General features: G+C 32.6%; 14 protein-coding genes and 1 tRNA gene. 8 read left to right on the forward strand and 7 right to left on the reverse strand.

The window, feature by feature from the left end:
- Nucleotides 1-2 precede the first annotated feature (2 nt).
- Entirely contained in the window at nucleotides 3-2,507 is a 2,505-nt protein-coding gene (gene topA / locus AWN65_RS11355; protein WP_060383264.1) for a type I DNA topoisomerase, read from the reverse strand.
- Between the two features lie 245 nt (nucleotides 2,508-2,752).
- Here topA and miaB point away from each other — a divergent pair, with 245 nt between their 5' ends.
- From miaB to groL, 8 genes are all read left to right on the forward strand, one after another.
- Entirely contained in the window at nucleotides 2,753-4,204 is a 1,452-nt protein-coding gene (gene miaB / locus AWN65_RS11360; RefSeq protein ID WP_060383265.1) for a tRNA (N6-isopentenyl adenosine(37)-C2)-methylthiotransferase MiaB, read from the forward strand.
- A gap of 15 nt (nucleotides 4,205-4,219) precedes the next feature.
- Entirely contained in the window at nucleotides 4,220-4,591 is a 372-nt protein-coding gene (locus AWN65_RS11365; RefSeq protein ID WP_060383266.1) for a hypothetical protein, read from the forward strand.
- A gap of 3 nt (nucleotides 4,592-4,594) precedes the next feature.
- A complete protein-coding gene (locus AWN65_RS11370) occupies nucleotides 4,595-5,854 on the forward strand; it encodes a sigma-54 interaction domain-containing protein (protein WP_060383267.1) in 1,260 nt (419 codons plus the stop codon).
- 71 nt (nucleotides 5,855-5,925) lie between these two features.
- Nucleotides 5,926-6,429 carry an LptE family protein gene (locus AWN65_RS11375; RefSeq protein WP_060383268.1) on the forward strand — a complete coding sequence of 168 codons (504 nt, stop codon included), beginning with the start codon at nucleotides 5,926-5,928 and terminating at the stop codon, nucleotides 6,427-6,429.
- A 3-nt stretch (nucleotides 6,430-6,432) separates the two neighbouring features.
- Nucleotides 6,433-7,659 (forward strand): tetratricopeptide repeat protein, encoded by a 1,227-nt coding sequence (locus AWN65_RS11380; protein ID WP_060383269.1) that lies wholly within the window; start codon nucleotides 6,433-6,435, stop codon nucleotides 7,657-7,659.
- Between the two features lie 3 nt (nucleotides 7,660-7,662).
- The gene (gene secG, locus AWN65_RS11385; protein WP_060383270.1) at nucleotides 7,663-8,025 is read left to right on the forward strand and encodes a preprotein translocase subunit SecG; all 363 of its coding nucleotides are present in this window, start codon (nucleotides 7,663-7,665) and stop codon (nucleotides 8,023-8,025) included.
- A gap of 149 nt (nucleotides 8,026-8,174) precedes the next feature.
- Entirely contained in the window at nucleotides 8,175-8,450 is a 276-nt protein-coding gene (locus tag AWN65_RS11390) for a co-chaperone GroES (protein ID WP_060383891.1), read from the forward strand.
- A 91-nt stretch (nucleotides 8,451-8,541) separates the two neighbouring features.
- Nucleotides 8,542-10,173, forward strand: coding sequence for a chaperonin GroEL (groL, locus tag AWN65_RS11395; protein WP_060383271.1), 1,632 nt, complete (start codon nucleotides 8,542-8,544; stop codon nucleotides 10,171-10,173).
- Nucleotides 10,174-10,815: 642 nt separating this feature from the next.
- On the opposite strand, the gene AWN65_RS11400 is transcribed toward groL, so the two are convergent.
- From AWN65_RS11400 to murC, 6 genes are all read right to left on the reverse strand, one after another.
- Nucleotides 10,816-10,891 (reverse strand) — tRNA-Arg (locus tag AWN65_RS11400).
- Nucleotides 10,892-10,974: 83 nt separating this feature from the next.
- Nucleotides 10,975-11,424, reverse strand: a complete 450-nt coding sequence (locus tag AWN65_RS11405; RefSeq protein WP_060383272.1) for a GatB/YqeY domain-containing protein — start codon at nucleotides 11,422-11,424, stop codon at nucleotides 10,975-10,977.
- A 148-nt stretch (nucleotides 11,425-11,572) separates the two neighbouring features.
- The gene (gene ftsZ, locus AWN65_RS11410) at nucleotides 11,573-13,606 is read right to left on the reverse strand and encodes a cell division protein FtsZ (protein WP_060383273.1); all 2,034 of its coding nucleotides are present in this window, start codon (nucleotides 13,604-13,606) and stop codon (nucleotides 11,573-11,575) included.
- Between the two features lie 46 nt (nucleotides 13,607-13,652).
- Nucleotides 13,653-15,029: a cell division protein FtsA gene (ftsA, locus tag AWN65_RS11415; protein WP_060383274.1), complete on the reverse strand. Its 1,377-nt coding sequence runs from the start codon at nucleotides 15,027-15,029 to the stop codon at nucleotides 13,653-13,655.
- A gap of 6 nt (nucleotides 15,030-15,035) precedes the next feature.
- Nucleotides 15,036-15,758, reverse strand: coding sequence for a cell division protein FtsQ/DivIB (locus tag AWN65_RS11420; protein ID WP_060383275.1), 723 nt, complete (start codon nucleotides 15,756-15,758; stop codon nucleotides 15,036-15,038).
- Entirely contained in the window at nucleotides 15,751-17,091 is a 1,341-nt protein-coding gene (murC, locus tag AWN65_RS11425) for a UDP-N-acetylmuramate--L-alanine ligase (RefSeq protein WP_060383276.1), read from the reverse strand. The genes AWN65_RS11420 and murC overlap by 8 nt, the downstream gene beginning before the upstream one ends.
- Between the last annotated feature and the right edge of the window lie 86 nt (nucleotides 17,092-17,177).

Genomic DNA, 17,177 nt, shown 5'->3' on the forward strand with positions numbered 1-17,177 from the left:
TATTACTTATTTTTTTTGATAGTTGTCTTTTTAGGCGTTGCTTTTTTAGTAGCTGTTTTCTTTACTGGAGCTTTTGCTTCAATCATTTCTTGTACTTTTTCTAAAGTTAACTGAGCAGCATCAATATCCTTGCTCAATTCTATTTTGATCTTTCCTTTGAGAATCACGGAACGTCCCCACCTAGCCTTTTCTACTCGAATTCCTTCTGTTTCCCAATTATGAATTAATTTTTCACTTTCTTTTTTCAGTTTATCTTCTATTAATTCTGTAATATCCAAGGATGATAATTGATCAAAATTATATTTTTTATTAACATTTATAAATATTCCATTCCATTTAATAAAGGGGCCAAAACGTCCTACTCCTTTTTGAACATCTATTCCTTGATATTGGCCTATGGGTGCATCGGCTTTATTTTTATCATCTATTAATTGTTTTGCTCTTTCTAGCGTTACATCCAAAGGGTCTTCTCCTTTTGGCAAGGATATAAAAGTTTTACCAAATCTTACATAAGGTCCAAATCTACCATTATTTACCTCGACCTCTTCCCCATTATACTCTCCTAACATTTTAGGCAATAGAAATAAATCCAACGCTTCTTCTAGAGTAACAGTTCCTATATTTTGTTCTGTTCGTAAACTAGCAAATTGCTTTGCATCATCTTCTGCATTTCCTATTTGAACCATAGGACCAAATTTCCCTAAACGAACTGAAACTTGTTTGCCTGTTTTAGGATCAATTCCAAGTATTCGTTCACCGCTTTCTCGCTCTGCATTTTTTTCTACATTTTGAACATTTGGATGAAAATGTTTATAAAAATCATCCATCATGTTTTCCCATTCTTTATTACCTATTGCTATTTCATCAAAATCTTGCTCTACTTTTGCTGTAAAATTATAATCTAGAATAGTTTCAAAATTTTTAACTAAAAAATCATTTACGATTGTCCCTATATCGGTCGGCACTAGTTTTCCTTTATCTGATCCTACATTTTCAGACAATACTTCTGATTTTATTTGATTATTTTTTAAAACCAATTGGTTATATTTACGTTCAGCTCCTTCAAAATTTCCTTTTTCTACATAATTTCTATTTATGATGGTAGAAATAGTAGGAGCATAAGTAGAGGGACGACCAATCCCCAATTCTTCTAATTTTTTCACTAGGGATGCTTCTGTATAACGAGCTGATGGTCTTGAAAAACGCTCTGTGGCGGTAATATAATTATTCTTTAAAATTTCTTTTATTTTAAGAGCAGGCAACATTCCTTCTTCTTTTTCATCTTCGTCATCATTTCCTTCTAAATACACCTTTAGGAAGCCTTCAAACTTAATAACTTCTCCTGTTGCTCCAAAAATTTCTTTATGGGTATCTGCCTCTACCTTTACATTCGTTCGCTCTAATTGCGCATCACTCATTTGAGAAGCAATTGTACGTTTCCAGATCAAATCATACAAACGAGATTGATCTCTATCTAGCTGAACACTATGGCGTGACATATCTGTTGGACGAATTGCCTCATGCGCTTCTTGTGCTCCTTTAGATTTCGTTGCATAATTTCGTGGTTGGCTAAATTCTTTTCCGTAATAATTAGAAATTTCGTCTTGAGCTGCTATCATTGCTTCTTGAGACAAGTTTACACTATCTGTTCTCATGTAAGTAATTAACCCTGCTTCATATAAACGCTGCGCTACTTGCATAGTAATCCCTACTGGCATATACAATTTACGAGCTGCTTCTTGCTGTAAAGTAGATGTTGTAAAGGGAGCCGCGGGTGATTTCTTTGTTGGTTTCGTTTCTAAATCTGCCACCTTAAACGTAGCTCCTATATTTTGTTCTAGAAACTTTCCAGCCTCTTCTTTTGTAACAAAGTGTTTACCTAATTTAGCTCTGAATGTTCTTCCTGATTCATTAGAAAATTCAGCAGAAATACTATACGTTACTTCAGTTTTAAAGTTTTGAATCTCACGTTCACGCTCTACAATTAAACGTACTGAAACAGATTGAACTCTACCTGCTGATAAACCGCTTTTAACTTTTTTCCAAAGTACCGGTGATAATTCATATCCTACTAAACGATCTAGAACACGACGTGCCTGTTGCGCATTAACTAAGTCGTAATTAATGCTTCGTGGATTTTCAATAGCTTTCTGAATTGCTGTTTTAGTAATTTCATGAAAAACAATTCGTTTGGTCTTTGTACTATCTAATTTTAACTCTTCCGCTAAATGCCATGCTATAGCCTCTCCCTCGCGGTCTTCATCGGAAGCTAACCAAACCATTTCAGCGGTTTTAGACAAATCTTTTAGTTTTTTTACTAAAGCTTTTTTATCAGAAGAAACTTCATATTTAGGTTTGAATTTATTTTCTACATCCACCCCCATTTCTTTTGAGGGTAAATCAGCAATATGTCCAAAACTAGACTCCACCTGAAAATCTTTTCCTAAAAACTTCTCTATAGTTTTCGCCTTAGCAGGCGACTCTACGATTACTAAATTCTTTGCCATTTGTAACGTTTATTTCTTCGGCAAAAGTAGAAGTTTTTTTTGAAATCCAATTTTTATAGAATTATATATTACGTAAACTTTTTTCAAAAGCATTAGTAGTACTTCTATTCTTCAACTTTTATTTTAACATGAAAAACTTTTAAAAACATTACTATACAAACTTTTAAACAAACAAATATGACATCCTGTCAGAATAAAAAATTTAGTATTATCTTTGCTAACTGAAAAATACGAATGGCATTTTTATGGAAAAGGTAATTGACGAGAATAAACAGGGAACAAGCTTAATTTTAGAGCAAAATCAAAAAAATACAAAAAAGATGTTCATAGAGAGTTATGGATGTCAGATGAACTTTTCAGATAGTGAAATTGTAGCATCTATCTTAACTGAACAAGGTTACAATACTACGCAAAATCTTGAAGAAGCAGATTTAGTTTTAGTAAATACTTGCTCCATTAGAGATAAAGCGGAGCAAACCGTTCGTAAACGTTTAGAACAATATAATGCAATAAAAAAGATCAACCCTAGTATGAAAGTAGGTGTCTTAGGTTGTATGGCTGAACGTTTAAAAGAAAAGTTCTTAGAAGAAGAAAAAATCGTAGATCTTGTTGTAGGACCTGATGCTTATAAGGATATTCCTAATTTATTAAGTGAAGTAGAAGAAGGTCGTGATGCCATTAATGTTATACTTTCAAAGGAGGAAACCTATGGCGATATTCAACCTGTTCGTTTAAACAGTAATGGTGTAAATGCCTTTGTATCTATTACAAGAGGATGTGATAACATGTGTACATTTTGTGTTGTTCCTTTTACCCGTGGTCGCGAACGTAGTCGTGAACCACAAAGTATCATAGAAGAAATTCAAGATTTGTGGAACAAAGGCTATAAAGAAGTTACTTTATTAGGTCAAAATGTAGATAGTTACCTTTGGTATGGCGGAGGACTCAAAAAAGATTTTGTAAAAGCGAGTGAAATGCAAAAAGCAACCGCTGTAGATTTTGCTCAATTATTAGACCTATGTGCAACCAAGTTTCCTAAAATGCGTTTTCGCTTCTCTACTTCTAATCCACAAGATATGCACATAGAAGTAATTGACACAATGGCCAAACACCATAATATATGCAAATACATTCACTTACCAGTACAATCAGGAAGCACTCGCATATTAAAAGAAATGAATCGTCAGCATACACGTGAAGAATATTTAAAACTTGTTGATAAAATTTACGAAATCATTCCTGATATTTCACTTTCTCAAGATATGATAGCGGGTTTCCCAACTGAAACAGAAGAAGATCATAAAGACACCTTAAGCCTAATGGAACATTGTAAATATGACTTTGGATTCATGTTTGCATATTCTGAAAGACCAGGAACATTAGCCGCTCGAAAAATGGAAGATGATGTTCCTGAAGAAATCAAAAAACGTCGCTTAAACGAAATCATTGATTTACAACAAAAATTAGGCTTACAACGCACACAACGTTTTATTGGACAAACAGTAGAAGTTCTAGTTGAAAAAGACTCTAAACGTTCTAATCAGCACTGGAGTGGAAGAAACTCTCAAAACACAGTAGTAGTATTCCCTAAAGAAAATTATAAACCAGGTGATTTCGTGTTAGTAAAAATAACAGATTGTACTGCTGCCACCTTAATAGGCGAAGCAATCTCGTATTCTAATATTATGCAAGATTAAAAAACACATCCTTTTATGTTTCGATTGTTTCTACATATTCTTTTTTTCTCATTTGCTATAAATTCCTTTAGCCAAGAGAAACTATTTTTTAACACACAAGAAGAAAATTCAGATGTCTTTTTTGGTATGTTAACAAAAAAAAACAATCAATTTTATATAAAAAAATGTTCTATCATCAGTGAAGAAATGTTAATTGTTGATGAAAAAGGAGTTCAAAGTACTGAAATACTTTCAAGATTTAAAGAAATAATAAAAAAAGGATCGAAAATACAATTAGAAACAATAGCAACAGTAAAAGAAAACAAAGGCAATTTTTCAATTCATATCATTAAAATTAAAAACATCATCATCAACAAAAGTTGTTTATTATTAGATTCTTTAGATTAATTTATGGAAAATGTACAAAGCATAAAACAACGATTTGAAATCATCGGTAATGACCCGAAGTTAAATAGAGCTCTTGAAAAAGCAATTCAAGTAGCGCCTACAGACATTTCGGTTTTGGTTATTGGTGAAAGTGGTGTGGGAAAAGAAAGTATTCCTAAAATCATTCATTCTCTTTCACATCGTAAACATGGAAAATACATCGCAGTAAACTGCGGTGCAATTCCTGAAGGAACGATAGACTCTGAATTATTTGGTCATGAGAAAGGGGCTTTTACGGGGGCTACCAATACTCGTGAAGGCTATTTTGAGGTAGCTGACGGTGGAACTATTTTCTTAGACGAAGTAGGAGAACTTCCACTTACAACCCAAGTCCGTCTACTACGTGTCTTAGAAAACGGTGAGTTTATAAAAGTAGGATCCTCTCAGGTTCAAAAAACTAATGTACGTATTGTAGCTGCTACTAATGTTAATATGCAAGAAGCTATTTCTAAAGGTAAATTTAGAGAAGATCTTTATTATAGATTAAGTACCGTTGAAATAGCACTACCCGCTTTGCGCGAACGAAAAGATGATATTCATTTATTATTTAGAAAATTTGCCTCTGATTTTGCACAAAAATACAAAATGCCCCCTATAAAATTAGAAGATAGTGCTGTACAACACTTAATAAAATACAGATGGAGTGGTAACATACGTCAACTACGTAACGTAGCAGAACAAATATCCGTTTTAGAAACTAATCGTAATATTTCCACCAATACACTTATTTCCTATATCCCAAACGAAGGAAATAACCTACCTCAAATTGTAAGTCCAAAATCAGAAAACGATTTTTCATCAGAAAGAGAAATTCTATACAAAATCCTATTTGACATGAAAGCAGACTTAAACGACCTTAAAAAGTTAACTCTAGAACTCATGCAAAATGGTAGCACGAAAGTACAAGAAGCAAATAAAGGATTAATTCAAAGAATTTACGGACAAAAAGAGGAAAACAATCCTTATTTCCAAGAAGAAACAAGAGTACAAACCATCCCGAATACACCTCATATTCAAGAAGAATTCGATGACGATGATGACTCTGATTACATTTTTGCTCACACTATTGAAGAAGAAGAGGACTCTTTACGCCTAGATCAAAAAGAAATTGAGTTAATTAAAAAAGCTTTGGAAAGAAACAAAGGAAAAAGAAAAGCCGCAGCTGATGAATTAGGTATATCAGAAAGGACATTATACCGAAAAATAAAACAATTCGATTTATAATTTTCTATACTTTATCAAAAACGTTTATACAAAAACTTTATTTTTGAAAAAGGATATTCATTATCAACATTATGAAACAATTTAAACATATATTCTTTCTCTTTTCTTCATTAATACTATCTTCTTGTGGTGTCTATAACTTCACAGGTACAGGTAAAATAGAAGCAAAAACATTTCAAGTAAATACCTTTCAAAATGTTTCAGAACTTATTGAACCTGGGATTGAAAGAAAATTCACCTTACGATTACAAGATTTAATTCAAAATCAGACCAATTTAAATCTAACAAATACAAATGGAGACCTCGTATATGAAGGCGAAATAGTAGACTATCGCATTAGTCCTATGACGGCAACTGCTAATCTAACAGCTGCTCAAAATAGACTTTCAATTACTATTAACCTTCGCTTTTCAAATAAAAGCAAATCAGAAGAAAATTTTGAAAAGAAATTTTCTTTCTACTATGACTATCCAGCAGCAGAACAATTAACGGGAAGCAAATTACAAACAGCTTTAGACGAAATATTTGAACGAATTACACAAGATATGTTTAACGAGACCTTAGCTAAATGGTAGTCTATGAATACAACAGAACTTACCTCTTTACTAAAAAACCCTAATATAATCACTCATTCGCAATGTAGTGAGTTAGAATCTGTACTCAAAGAATACCCTTATTTTCAGAGTGCAAGAAGCTTATATTTGAAAGGGCTACATATACAAGACAGTTTTAAATACAACGCCGCTTTAAAACTGACAGCTGCTCACACTACCGATCGAACTATTCTTTTTGATTTCATTACCAATAAAAATTTTGCTCAAGAACGAAACTTTGAAGTGATTACGCCAACAATTCATTCAAAATTTTCTTCATCTGATAAAATTAATGAAGCTATAGAATCTGTCTCTCAAATAAACGAGGCATATACAAAAGAAGAACTCGAATTAACAAAAAAAAATACATCTTCAAACGATTCTATCAATTTAGAAACAGAAATACAAAATTCTAATGTTACAGATGAAGAAAAACTAGAACAATCTGTTTTAAATTCAATTATTATTGCCAATGAGACAATAGAAGATTCTAACAACAATACAATCACAGAAGAATCTATCTCATTAGAAAATCCTTTAGAAAAATCCATTTTGTCTTCTATATCCGAATCAGACCAATCCATAAACAATAAAATCGAAATACCTTCTTCTCATACACCTTCAATTAGAGAAAAAGTATCTTGGCTAGAAGATATTATTGATTTAGATCAAAAACATGAAATCGAAATCAATCTTAGCGAACCTATTATCCTTAACGACAACAAAACACTTTCCTTTCAAGAGTGGTTACTTCTATCCAAAACAACCCCTATTGAAAGACCCGAAAATATTATTACTGTAGAAAAAGAAGAGCCCATAACAAAACCAGCAGAAGAAAACATAACTAACAAAATTTCTATCTCAGACACTATTTCTAAAAATTCTACAACAAATGAAATTTCAAATACAACAAATAAAAAAGAAGATACTGAAGTAAATTCTAAAATGGATCTAATTGATAAATTTATTCATAACAACCCTAAAATTTCACCTCCAAAAGACAATATTCCAGCTCCAAACTATATTTCAAAAAAGAATGATAGCCCTTATTTAATGACTGAAACTCTGGCAAAAATTTATTTAGAGCAAAAAAAATACACAAAAGCAATACAAGCTTATGAAATTTTAATTTTGAAATATCCAGAAAAAAGTAGTTTATTTGCAGACAGAATTTTGGATATAAAAGATTTACAACAAAATAACAACAGATAAACAATGAGTACATTTACAATTTTCTTAGTATTAATCACTATAGTTTGTTTTTTATTAGTGGTAGTAATTATGGTGCAAAACCCTAAGGGAGGAGGATTATCTTCAACTTTTGGTAGTTCACAAATGATGGGAGGTGTTCAAAAAACAACAGATTTCTTAGATAAATCAACTTGGTATTTAGCAGGTGCTTTATTAGTGCTTATCTTATTATCTAGCTTAAGTTTCAATGGAACTAATAGTGATACAGGCTCTAAACTAATTAATGAATCAAATGCTCCAGCTACGGTTCCAGCGGCCTCAAACACTGATGCTAAAACAACTACTCCAGCTACTCCTACCAAACCAGCTATGGAAGAAAAAAAATAATTTTAAACAAAATACTCTAAAATGCCAGCTCTGACAAGCTGGCATTTTCATTTTTATCAAACCTTCCTTTTTTGACAGCTTTTATAAATTGGCATAATTTCTGCAAAAACACTACAGAATTTAATAACATTAAAAATCCAAAAATAATTATGGCATTAAACATTAAACCACTTTCAGACCGCGTTATCGTGGAGCCAGCCGCTGCTGAAACTCAAACAGCTTCTGGCATCATCATCCCTGATACAGCTAAAGAAAAACCTCAAAAAGGAATTGTGGTAGCTGTAGGAAACGGAAAAAAAGACCAACCTATGACTGTTCAAGTTGGCGATACTGTTTTATATGGAAAATATGCTGGAACTGATTTAAAATTTGAAAACAAAGATTATTTAATTATGCGTGAGGATGATATTCTTGCGATTATCTAAATGGAGTAAAAAGTAAAAAGTAAATAGTGAAAAGTAAAATTTAATATCTATTCACTAATTACTTACCACTAATCACTAAAAAAAAATTAAAATGGCAAAAGATATAAAATTTGATATTGAAGCACGTGACGGTTTAAAGCGTGGTGTAGACGCATTAGCAAATGCAGTAAAAGTAACTTTAGGACCTAAAGGTCGCAATGTAATTATATCTAAATCTTTTGGAGCACCTCACGTAACTAAGGACGGTGTTTCTGTAGCAAAAGAAGTAGAATTAAAAGACACTCTTGAAAACATGGGTGCGCAAATGGTAAAAGAAGTAGCTTCTAAAACCAATGATTTAGCAGGTGATGGTACTACTACTGCTACCGTATTAGCACAAGCAATCGTTAAGGAAGGTTTGAAAAACGTAGCTGCGGGCGCTAACCCTATGGATTTAAAACGTGGTATCGACAAAGCAGTTGAGGCTATCGTAACTGATTTAGGCAAGCAAGCAAAAGAAGTAGGTTCATCTACTGATAAAATCAAACAAGTAGCTTCTATTTCAGCTAATAACGATGAAGTTATTGGTGATTTAATTGCAACTGCTTTTGGTAAAGTAGGCAAAGAAGGAGTTATCACTGTAGAGGAAGCAAAAGGTACGGATACTTACGTAGACGTAGTAGAAGGTATGCAGTTTGACAGAGGGTATTTATCACCTTACTTCGTTACAAACACAGAAAAAATGGAGGTTGAATTAGAAAGACCTTACATTTTATTATACGACAAAAAAGTATCTTCTTTAAAAGAATTATTACCAATTTTAGAGCCTGTTGCGCAATCTTCTAAACCATTATTAATCATTGCGGAAGATGTAGATGGGGAAGCTTTATCTACTTTGGTCGTAAACAAATTACGTGGTGCTTTGAAAATTGCTGCGGTAAAAGCACCAGGTTTTGGTGACCGTAGAAAAGCTATGCTAGAAGACATTGCTATCTTAACTGGAGGTACCGTAATTTCAGAAGAAAGCGGGTACACTTTAGAAAACGCTACTTTAGAAATGTTAGGTACTGCTGAAAAAGTTTCTATTGATAAAGATAACACTACCATTGTAAACGGTGCAGGTGACAACGAAATGATTAAAAATCGTGTAAACCAAATCAAAGCACAAATGGAGTCAACAACTTCTGACTACGACCGTGAAAAATTACAAGAACGTTTGGCTAAATTAGCTGGTGGTGTAGCGGTATTATATGTGGGTGCTGCTTCTGAAGTAGAAATGAAAGAGAAGAAAGACCGTGTGGATGATGCGTTACACGCTACTCGTGCTGCGGTTGAAGAAGGTATTGTAGCTGGTGGTGGTGTAGCCTTATTAAGAGCCAAAGCGGTTTTAGCTGACATCAAAGCTGAAAATGGTGACGAAGCTACAGGAATTCAAATTGTTTCTCGTGCTATTGAAGCGCCATTACGTACTATAGTTGAAAATGCTGGTTTAGAAGGCTCTGTAATTGTGGCTAAAGTAGCGGAAGGCAAAGAAAACTTTGGATACAACGCTAAAACTGATGAATACGTAGACATGTTAGAAGCAGGAATCATTGACCCTAAAAAAGTAACACGTGTAGCTTTAGAAAACGCTGCTTCGGTTTCAGGAATGATTCTAACGACCGAGTGTGCTTTAATTGACATTAAGGAAGAAGTTCCTGCTGGTGGTATGCCAATGGGTGGCGGTATGCCAGGAATGATGTAATATCTAAAGATCTTTTTTAAAGATAACAAAGCACTTAAATAAGGCACTAAAGAGACTGTCCAAAATTTTAGACAAATTCAAACTTAATTTTTATAATAATGAGTTCGATATTTTATCGGGCTCATTTTTTTTATTAGACTTGATTCTTTCGATTTAAAGTTTAAACCCAGATTACGCATTAGAAAAAGATACTGTACAAAAAAAGTGTGTAAAGAATTTTTTGTACAGTATCTGCTTATTTTCTCTTATTCCACACTTTATCGTATTGAGGCTTTTGCAGGTTAGACAACGCTTTTTTTTGAAGTTTTCATGAAATAAAAAAAAATTTTGACTATTAAACCTAAATCAACTTGAATAGAAGGTTGAGTATATAATTGAAATCACCGTTAGTTCGAGCGCGAAGCGCATCGAGAACCAACACTAATTTTTATTGCTTTTGTAGGATAGTACCTAAATCAACATGCAGTTTATCACTCCGAAAGAGGAGTCTCATAATCAACATTATATAATTTCTCCCTTTGGTCGAAATGAACAAGGTTGCAAACTTTTTGGACAATCTCAAGGTTAAAAAAATAGTATTATGAGGAAATTTAAAAGTTTGAATGGTATAAAATCAACAATATGTACTATGTAAGTTAAAAATGGAGGCTCTATTGGGATTCGAACCCAAATCGTCAGAACCGGAATCTGATATTCTATCCAATTGAACTATAGAGCCAGTATAATTAAAAAAATTAAGGATTTTATTTATGCGATCAAACTAGAGAACTGGATAAAATCCTTAATTATGTTTCACTTATTTTAAGCTAAAAGTTTTTTCACAATATTTGAAATAGTTTTCCCATCTGCTTGTCCTGCTAAAACTTTAGAAGCTTGTGCCATTACTTGTCCCATAGCAGCCATTCCTGAGAAACCTCCTTCTGCAATAATTTTAGCTACTTCTGCTTCTACTTCTACTTCTGATAATTGAGCAGGTAAAAACTTTTCGATTACTGTTACTTGTGCTAATTCAGGTTCAGCTAAATCTGCTCGATTTTGCTCAACATAAATAGCCGCAGAATCCTTGCGTTGTTTAACTAGACGTTGTAATAATTTTATTTCATCATCAGCTGAAATTTCTTCCTTAGCTCCACTTTCTGTCTGCGCTAATAAAATAGCTGACTTAATAGCTCTTAAAGCCTCTAATGCTACTGAATCTTTAGCTTTCATAGCATTTTTCATTTCATCCATAATTTTTGCTGATAAACTCATAATGATTTTATATTAGATTATTGAAATTTTAGATTTGTTTGACTTTTTTATGTAAAAATAAAAAGGTTTCTTTCGAGACGCGAAATTAAAAAAATAACCCGAAAAATCATCATATTTTTCGGGTAAGATAAAAGCAATTTTATTTTAGCTAATCTACATTATCATGTAAAAAAGAATTATTAGAACGCAATTGTATTTCATCATTATTGTCTAAACCTAAAGACATTCTTGATTGATTATTTTGAATAGGGTTATTAGTTACATCCAATCCCATTCTTTTATATGCAGGTACTTTTTCGTATTCTTCTACACGGGATGCGTTGTTATGAAATTTATAATTAAATTCTTTCATTTTTCGACGGCGTTCTTCTGCTCTTAAACGCAACGATTCTTCAATAGACATTTCTACTGGTGAAATTTCGTTAGAACTTAAGCCATAATTTTGCTCTACTACTGTTTCTTCTGTTTGTTTGATTGTAATATTTAATTCCTCTGGAATCTTTTCTACTACAGGTTCCGTTTTTTTGGTCTGGAAAAATGGATTTTCATTTTCCATATATTCTTCTAGAGAATGACGAATAATTCCATCTTGTGAAACTTCTGTCATAGGTACGAGTTGAACTGCTTGATTAACTTTTATATCTTTAATTTCATCTGTTAGTTCAAAAACATTTTTCTCAGGCGTTATTGCTTCTTTTCTGGCTACTGGCAAATCAAAAGTAAATGCCATGGGATTGGAAACAGAAATCACTTCAGGTGCTACTACTTCCATTGCCTTAACTTCAGGTGTTGTTATAAAAAATTCATTTGCTACGATTTCTTTAGGTGGAACAATTTCAAAAGTAACATTTAAATTTTTAATAAATTCAGAAGTAGGAACTAAATCTAAACCTGACATAACAGCATTATTTACAGCTGTTTGATGTACTACAGGTTCTTGAAAATCTACTTCTAGAGAAGCTGTTGATATAGGATTATTAGGAGTTTCATCTTCTAAATTATACACTATTCTTGAATCTACAGGGGGTATAGGTGTAACTGGAGGTACTGAAACAACAGGTTCAGTAGGGGTAATGATTGTATTAAAATCAAAACCTTGCGCTTCAAATTTTTGAGTTAAATTTTGCACTAATTTTTGCTCATCTTCTAAAGCATGAATTATTTTTTTAGGTTCTGTATTTACAAAACCCGCTTGTTGTTCTATACAAAATCCAGTTGCAATAACTGTTACTGAAATTTTATCTCCAAGTTCTTCATCTTCTCCTACTCCCATGATAATATTAGCATTATAACCTGCTTCTTCTTGGATATAATCATTAATTTCACCTATTTCATCAATAGTAATTTCATTAGCACCTGAAACGATAAGCAACAAAACGTTTTTAGCACCTGTAATCTTATTATCATTTAACAATGGGGAGTCTAGAGCTGCTACAATGGCTTCTTTAGCTCTGTGTTCACCTTCTGCTGTAGCCGATCCCATTATAGCGGTACCACTATTAGATAGAACTGTTTTAGCATCTTTCAAGTCTATATTTTGGGTATAGTGATGGGTAATTACTTCTGCAATACCTCTTGAAGCTGTAGCTAAGACTTCATCAGCTTTAGAAAATCCTGCTTTAAAACCTAAATTACCGTATACTTCACGGAGTTTATTGTTATTAATAACAATCAACGAATCTACTTGTTTTCTTAATTTTTCAACTCCTAGTAAAGCTTGTTCTGAACGAACTTTCCCTTCAAATTGAAAAGGAATTGTTACAATACCAACGGTTAAGATGTCTTTTTCTTTAGCTAATTGGGCTATTACTGGTGCAGCACCTGTACCTGTACCTCCGCCCATACCTGCTGTGATAAAAACCATCTTAGTGTTTGTATCTAACATTTTTTCTATATCTTCTATACTTTCTAAAGCTGCTTGATGTCCTACTTCTGGGTTTGCTCCAGCACCTAGTCCTTCTGTTAAATTAGCTCCTAATTGAATACGATGTGGAACATTACTATTTTGCAAAGCTTGAGAATCTGTATTACACACAATAAAATCAACACCTTTGATTCCTTGTTTATACATGTGATTGATAGCGTTGCTACCACCACCTCCAACACCAATTACTTTTATTACATTGGTTTGCGTTTTAGGCAAATCAAATGATATACTTCCAAATCCTGAGTTGCTTTCCATACTATTTGGTATTTATATTTTCTTCTTTTATTATTGATAACGAAGATTACTCAGCGTTATCTAAAAAATCTTTAATTCTATCTATATACTTATCAAAAAAGGAACGACGAATCGTTTTTTCAGTTGATTTTGATTCAGGGATTTGGGCTTCCTCAATTTCTTTTTTCAACTCCTCTTCTATCATTTTTTGTTCTGCTTCAGTAGGCTTTTGAACTAAAATAGGTTCTGGCACGTAATCTTCTTGAGGGATTGCACTCATTGTATTGTTACGAATACTATTCATAACGAGCCCTACTGCTGTAGCATATAAGGGGCTTGAAATTTCTTCGCCGGAACTACCTGCTAAATGTTCGTTTGGATAACCTATACGGGTATCCATTCCTGTTATATATTCTACTAATTGTTTGATATGTTTTAACTGAGCTCCTCCTCCTGTCAATACAATTCCTGCAATTAATTTTTTTCTTGGATCGTCATGTCCATACGATCTGATTTCACTATAAATTTGCTCTATAATTTCTACTACGCGTGCATGAATAATTTTAGAAAGATTCTTTAATGAAATTTCTTTTGGCTCACGTCCTCTTAATCCTGGAATAGATACTATTTCGTTATCTTTATTTTCTCCTGGCCAAGCAGAACCAAATTTTGTTTTTAATAATTCGGCTTGTTTTTCAATAATTGAGCAACCTTCTTTTATATCTTCTGTTATTACATTACCTCCAAATGGCACGACAGCTGTATGACGAATAATACCGTCTTTAAAAATAGCTAAATCTGTTGTACCTCCTCCAATATCTATTAGAGCAACTCCTGCTTCTTTTTCTTCTTGGCTTAAAACAGCATCAGCCGAAGCTAACGGTTCTAATGTTAATCCCGACAGATCTAGTCCTGCACTTTTTATACAACGTCCTACATTACGAATAGAAGATGCTTGTCCTAGTACAACATGAAAACTCGCTTCTAAACGTCCTCCATACATACCTATAGGTTCCTTTATTCCTTCTTGTCCATCAATTTTAAATTCTTGAGGTAATACATGTATTATCTCTTCACCTGGTAACATCGGTAATTTTTGAACCTGTCCAATAAGCATATTAATGTCTTTTTCACTAATTACTTCTTCGGCATTAGGTCTTGATATATAATCGCTGTGTTGGATACTTCGAATGTGTTGTCCTGCAATACCCACCACCACATCTTTTATTTTATAGCCTGAATCTTTTTCTGCTAAGGAAACAGCTTCTTGTATAGACTGGATGGTTTGAGTTATATTATTTACTACCCCACGAGCCACACCGAGACTTTTAGACTTTCCTACGCCTAAAATTTCAAGCTTACCATATTCATTTTTCTTGCCTAACATGGCTACGATTTTAGTCGTACCTATATCAAGCCCTACTGCTATATTATCTCTTTCCATACTCTTCTATTTTGTGCATACTACTTGTTTGATAAATTTTAGGTTAATGGTTTTGTATGAACCTAAAATTGTATCCTGCACTGCTTTTTGAAAAAAAGCTTTATAATTATTAAATTTTCGTTCCATATAAATGGTTCTTCCAAAAATTATATCATAACCATAATTTCTATTTTTCATTATTACACTTCCATCTGGTTTTATTTTCATTCCTATGATATTTTTTTTCAAAAATTCATCATCATGAATTATTTTTAATAGTGTTACAAAATCCTTACTATAGGAATTTTTCGTAGCACCATAAACTAATGGTACACGCGCACTAAAATTATCAGACAAAGGCATTCTACCACCCTTATAATCAATATAATAAGAGTCGTCATGATTAAAAACTCGAGCAATTGGGGTCTTTTGAGTAACTATAACTTTAAGCTTTCCATCTACGCTTACATAAACTTCTGATTTTTCAACTAGTTTATGTTTGTTTATAGAAGCCTCTATAGCGTTCAAATCTAGCTCTTCTTTTGTAACGGAAAAAGAGCCTCCAAAATTTTCTATTAACAAGTTATTAACCGTTTCGGGTGTTAAAAAGGGGTTATTTTTATCCACAATTTCCACTTGAGTTTTTGCTATTTTCCTAGATTTATTTCTTTTTGAAGCAAAAGAATACAAGAAAATTACAATTCCAAAAATGATTATTAATTGAATGTTTTCTAACCTATTTTTACGCATTTAATGCTTTTTTTATTTTCGGAACCATCTCTCCTATATCACCTGCTCCAATTGTAACAATTATTGGGGCATCTGACAATTTTAATAGATTTATTAGTTCTTCTTTTTGTACTAATTTTTTATTTTCATTTTTTATTTTATCCAACAACCATTGCGATGTAACTCCTTGCATAGGCAATTCACGTGCTGGATAAATTTCCATCAGGTAGATTTCATCAAATTGTGCTAAACTTTCAGCAAAATCTTCTACAAAATCTTTGGTTCTACTGAACAAATGTGGCTGAAATATAGCCAGTACTTTTTTATTTGGATACAATTCTCTTACTGCCTGATGTACGGCATTTATTTCAGTAGGATGATGTGCATAATCGTCTATGTACACAAAATCAGGTTTACGAATTTGAAATGAAAAACGACGTTTTACTCCTTTAAACGTAGCTAGTGCATTTACAATAGACTTCACAGGGGTACCATAAGTACGTGCCATAGCTAAAGCTAATAGAGCATTTGTTAAATTATGTTTTCCTGGCAATCCAAATCTCACGTCTTTAATTTCTTCTTTTGGTGTTTTTACGTCAAAAACATACCATCCATCAACAATTCTTACATTATATGCTACAAATTGAGAATTATCATTAACTCCTACTGTTACTCCTTCTAAAGATAAACCATTGATTACAAATAACTTATTCTTATCTTCAATTTTTGTTGCAAATTCATTAAATGAAGCTTTTATTGCTTCATCATCTCCATAAATATCTAAATGATCTGCATCCATTGATGTTATACAGGCAATATTCGGGTGCAAATGTAAAAAAGATCTATCAAATTCATCTGCTTCTACAACAGTTATTGTCTTTCCTGAACCAATTAAATTAGAATTATAATTTTCTACTATACCTCCTAAAAAGGCGGTTACGTCTAATCCACTTTCATGCAAAATGTGTCCTAAAATACTAGAGGTCGTGGTTTTACCATGAGTCCCTGCTACTGCGAAGCAAAATGTATCTTTTGTTATTATTCCTAAAACTTCAGCCCTTTTTTTTATAGTAAATCCTTTTTCTTTAAAATAATCCCATTCTGAAAGTTGTTTTATAGCGGGTGTATAAACTACTAGGGTATTTTCTGGCGTACAATAATCTGGAATATAATTAGTATTGTCCTCAAAATGAATAGCAATTCCACTTGTGATTAAATCGTTAGTTAGCATAGTAGGTGTCTTATCGTATCCTATTACTTGCTTACCTATATTTTTAAAGTAGCGTGCTAAAGCACTCATTCCGATACCTCCTATACCTATAAAATAAACATTATGTATTTGATTTATATTCATTTTAATCTTTATTTTCAATGTTCAATGGTAATTTCAATATTCAATGGTAATTTCAGCAACCATGTTTATTGATATTTTTTATGTCT

It is taken from the genome of Flavobacterium covae, assembly GCF_001534645.1.
GTDB classification, from domain to species: domain Bacteria; phylum Bacteroidota; class Bacteroidia; order Flavobacteriales; family Flavobacteriaceae; genus Flavobacterium; species Flavobacterium covae.

What these genes read in the sequence shown, in the direction of transcription:
- AWN65_RS11365 (WP_060383266.1), top strand. Translation starts at nt 4,220, where the DNA reads ATGTTTCGATTGTTTCTACATATTCTTTTTTTCTCATTTGCTATAAAT.
- secG (WP_060383270.1), top strand. Translation starts at nt 7,663, where the DNA reads ATGAGTACATTTACAATTTTCTTAGTATTAATCACTATAGTTTGTTTT.
- ftsZ (WP_060383273.1), bottom strand. Translation starts at nt 13,606, where the DNA reads ATGGAAAGCAACTCAGGATTTGGAAGTATATCATTTGATTTGCCTAAA.
- AWN65_RS11380 (WP_060383269.1), top strand. Translation starts at nt 6,433, where the DNA reads ATGAATACAACAGAACTTACCTCTTTACTAAAAAACCCTAATATAATC.
- ftsA (WP_060383274.1), bottom strand. Translation starts at nt 15,029, where the DNA reads ATGGAAAGAGATAATATAGCAGTAGGGCTTGATATAGGTACGACTAAA.
- AWN65_RS11420 (WP_060383275.1), bottom strand. Translation starts at nt 15,758, where the DNA reads ATGCGTAAAAATAGGTTAGAAAACATTCAATTAATAATCATTTTTGGA.
- AWN65_RS11405 (WP_060383272.1), bottom strand. Translation starts at nt 11,424, where the DNA reads ATGAGTTTATCAGCAAAAATTATGGATGAAATGAAAAATGCTATGAAA.
- AWN65_RS11375 (WP_060383268.1), top strand. Translation starts at nt 5,926, where the DNA reads ATGAAACAATTTAAACATATATTCTTTCTCTTTTCTTCATTAATACTA.
- miaB (WP_060383265.1), top strand. Translation starts at nt 2,753, where the DNA reads ATGGAAAAGGTAATTGACGAGAATAAACAGGGAACAAGCTTAATTTTA.
- groL (WP_060383271.1), top strand. Translation starts at nt 8,542, where the DNA reads ATGGCAAAAGATATAAAATTTGATATTGAAGCACGTGACGGTTTAAAG.
- murC (WP_060383276.1), bottom strand. Translation starts at nt 17,091, where the DNA reads ATGAATATAAATCAAATACATAATGTTTATTTTATAGGTATAGGAGGT.
- topA (WP_060383264.1), bottom strand. Translation starts at nt 2,507, where the DNA reads ATGGCAAAGAATTTAGTAATCGTAGAGTCGCCTGCTAAGGCGAAAACT.
- AWN65_RS11370 (WP_060383267.1), top strand. Translation starts at nt 4,595, where the DNA reads ATGGAAAATGTACAAAGCATAAAACAACGATTTGAAATCATCGGTAAT.
- AWN65_RS11390 (WP_060383891.1), top strand. Translation starts at nt 8,175, where the DNA reads ATGGCATTAAACATTAAACCACTTTCAGACCGCGTTATCGTGGAGCCA.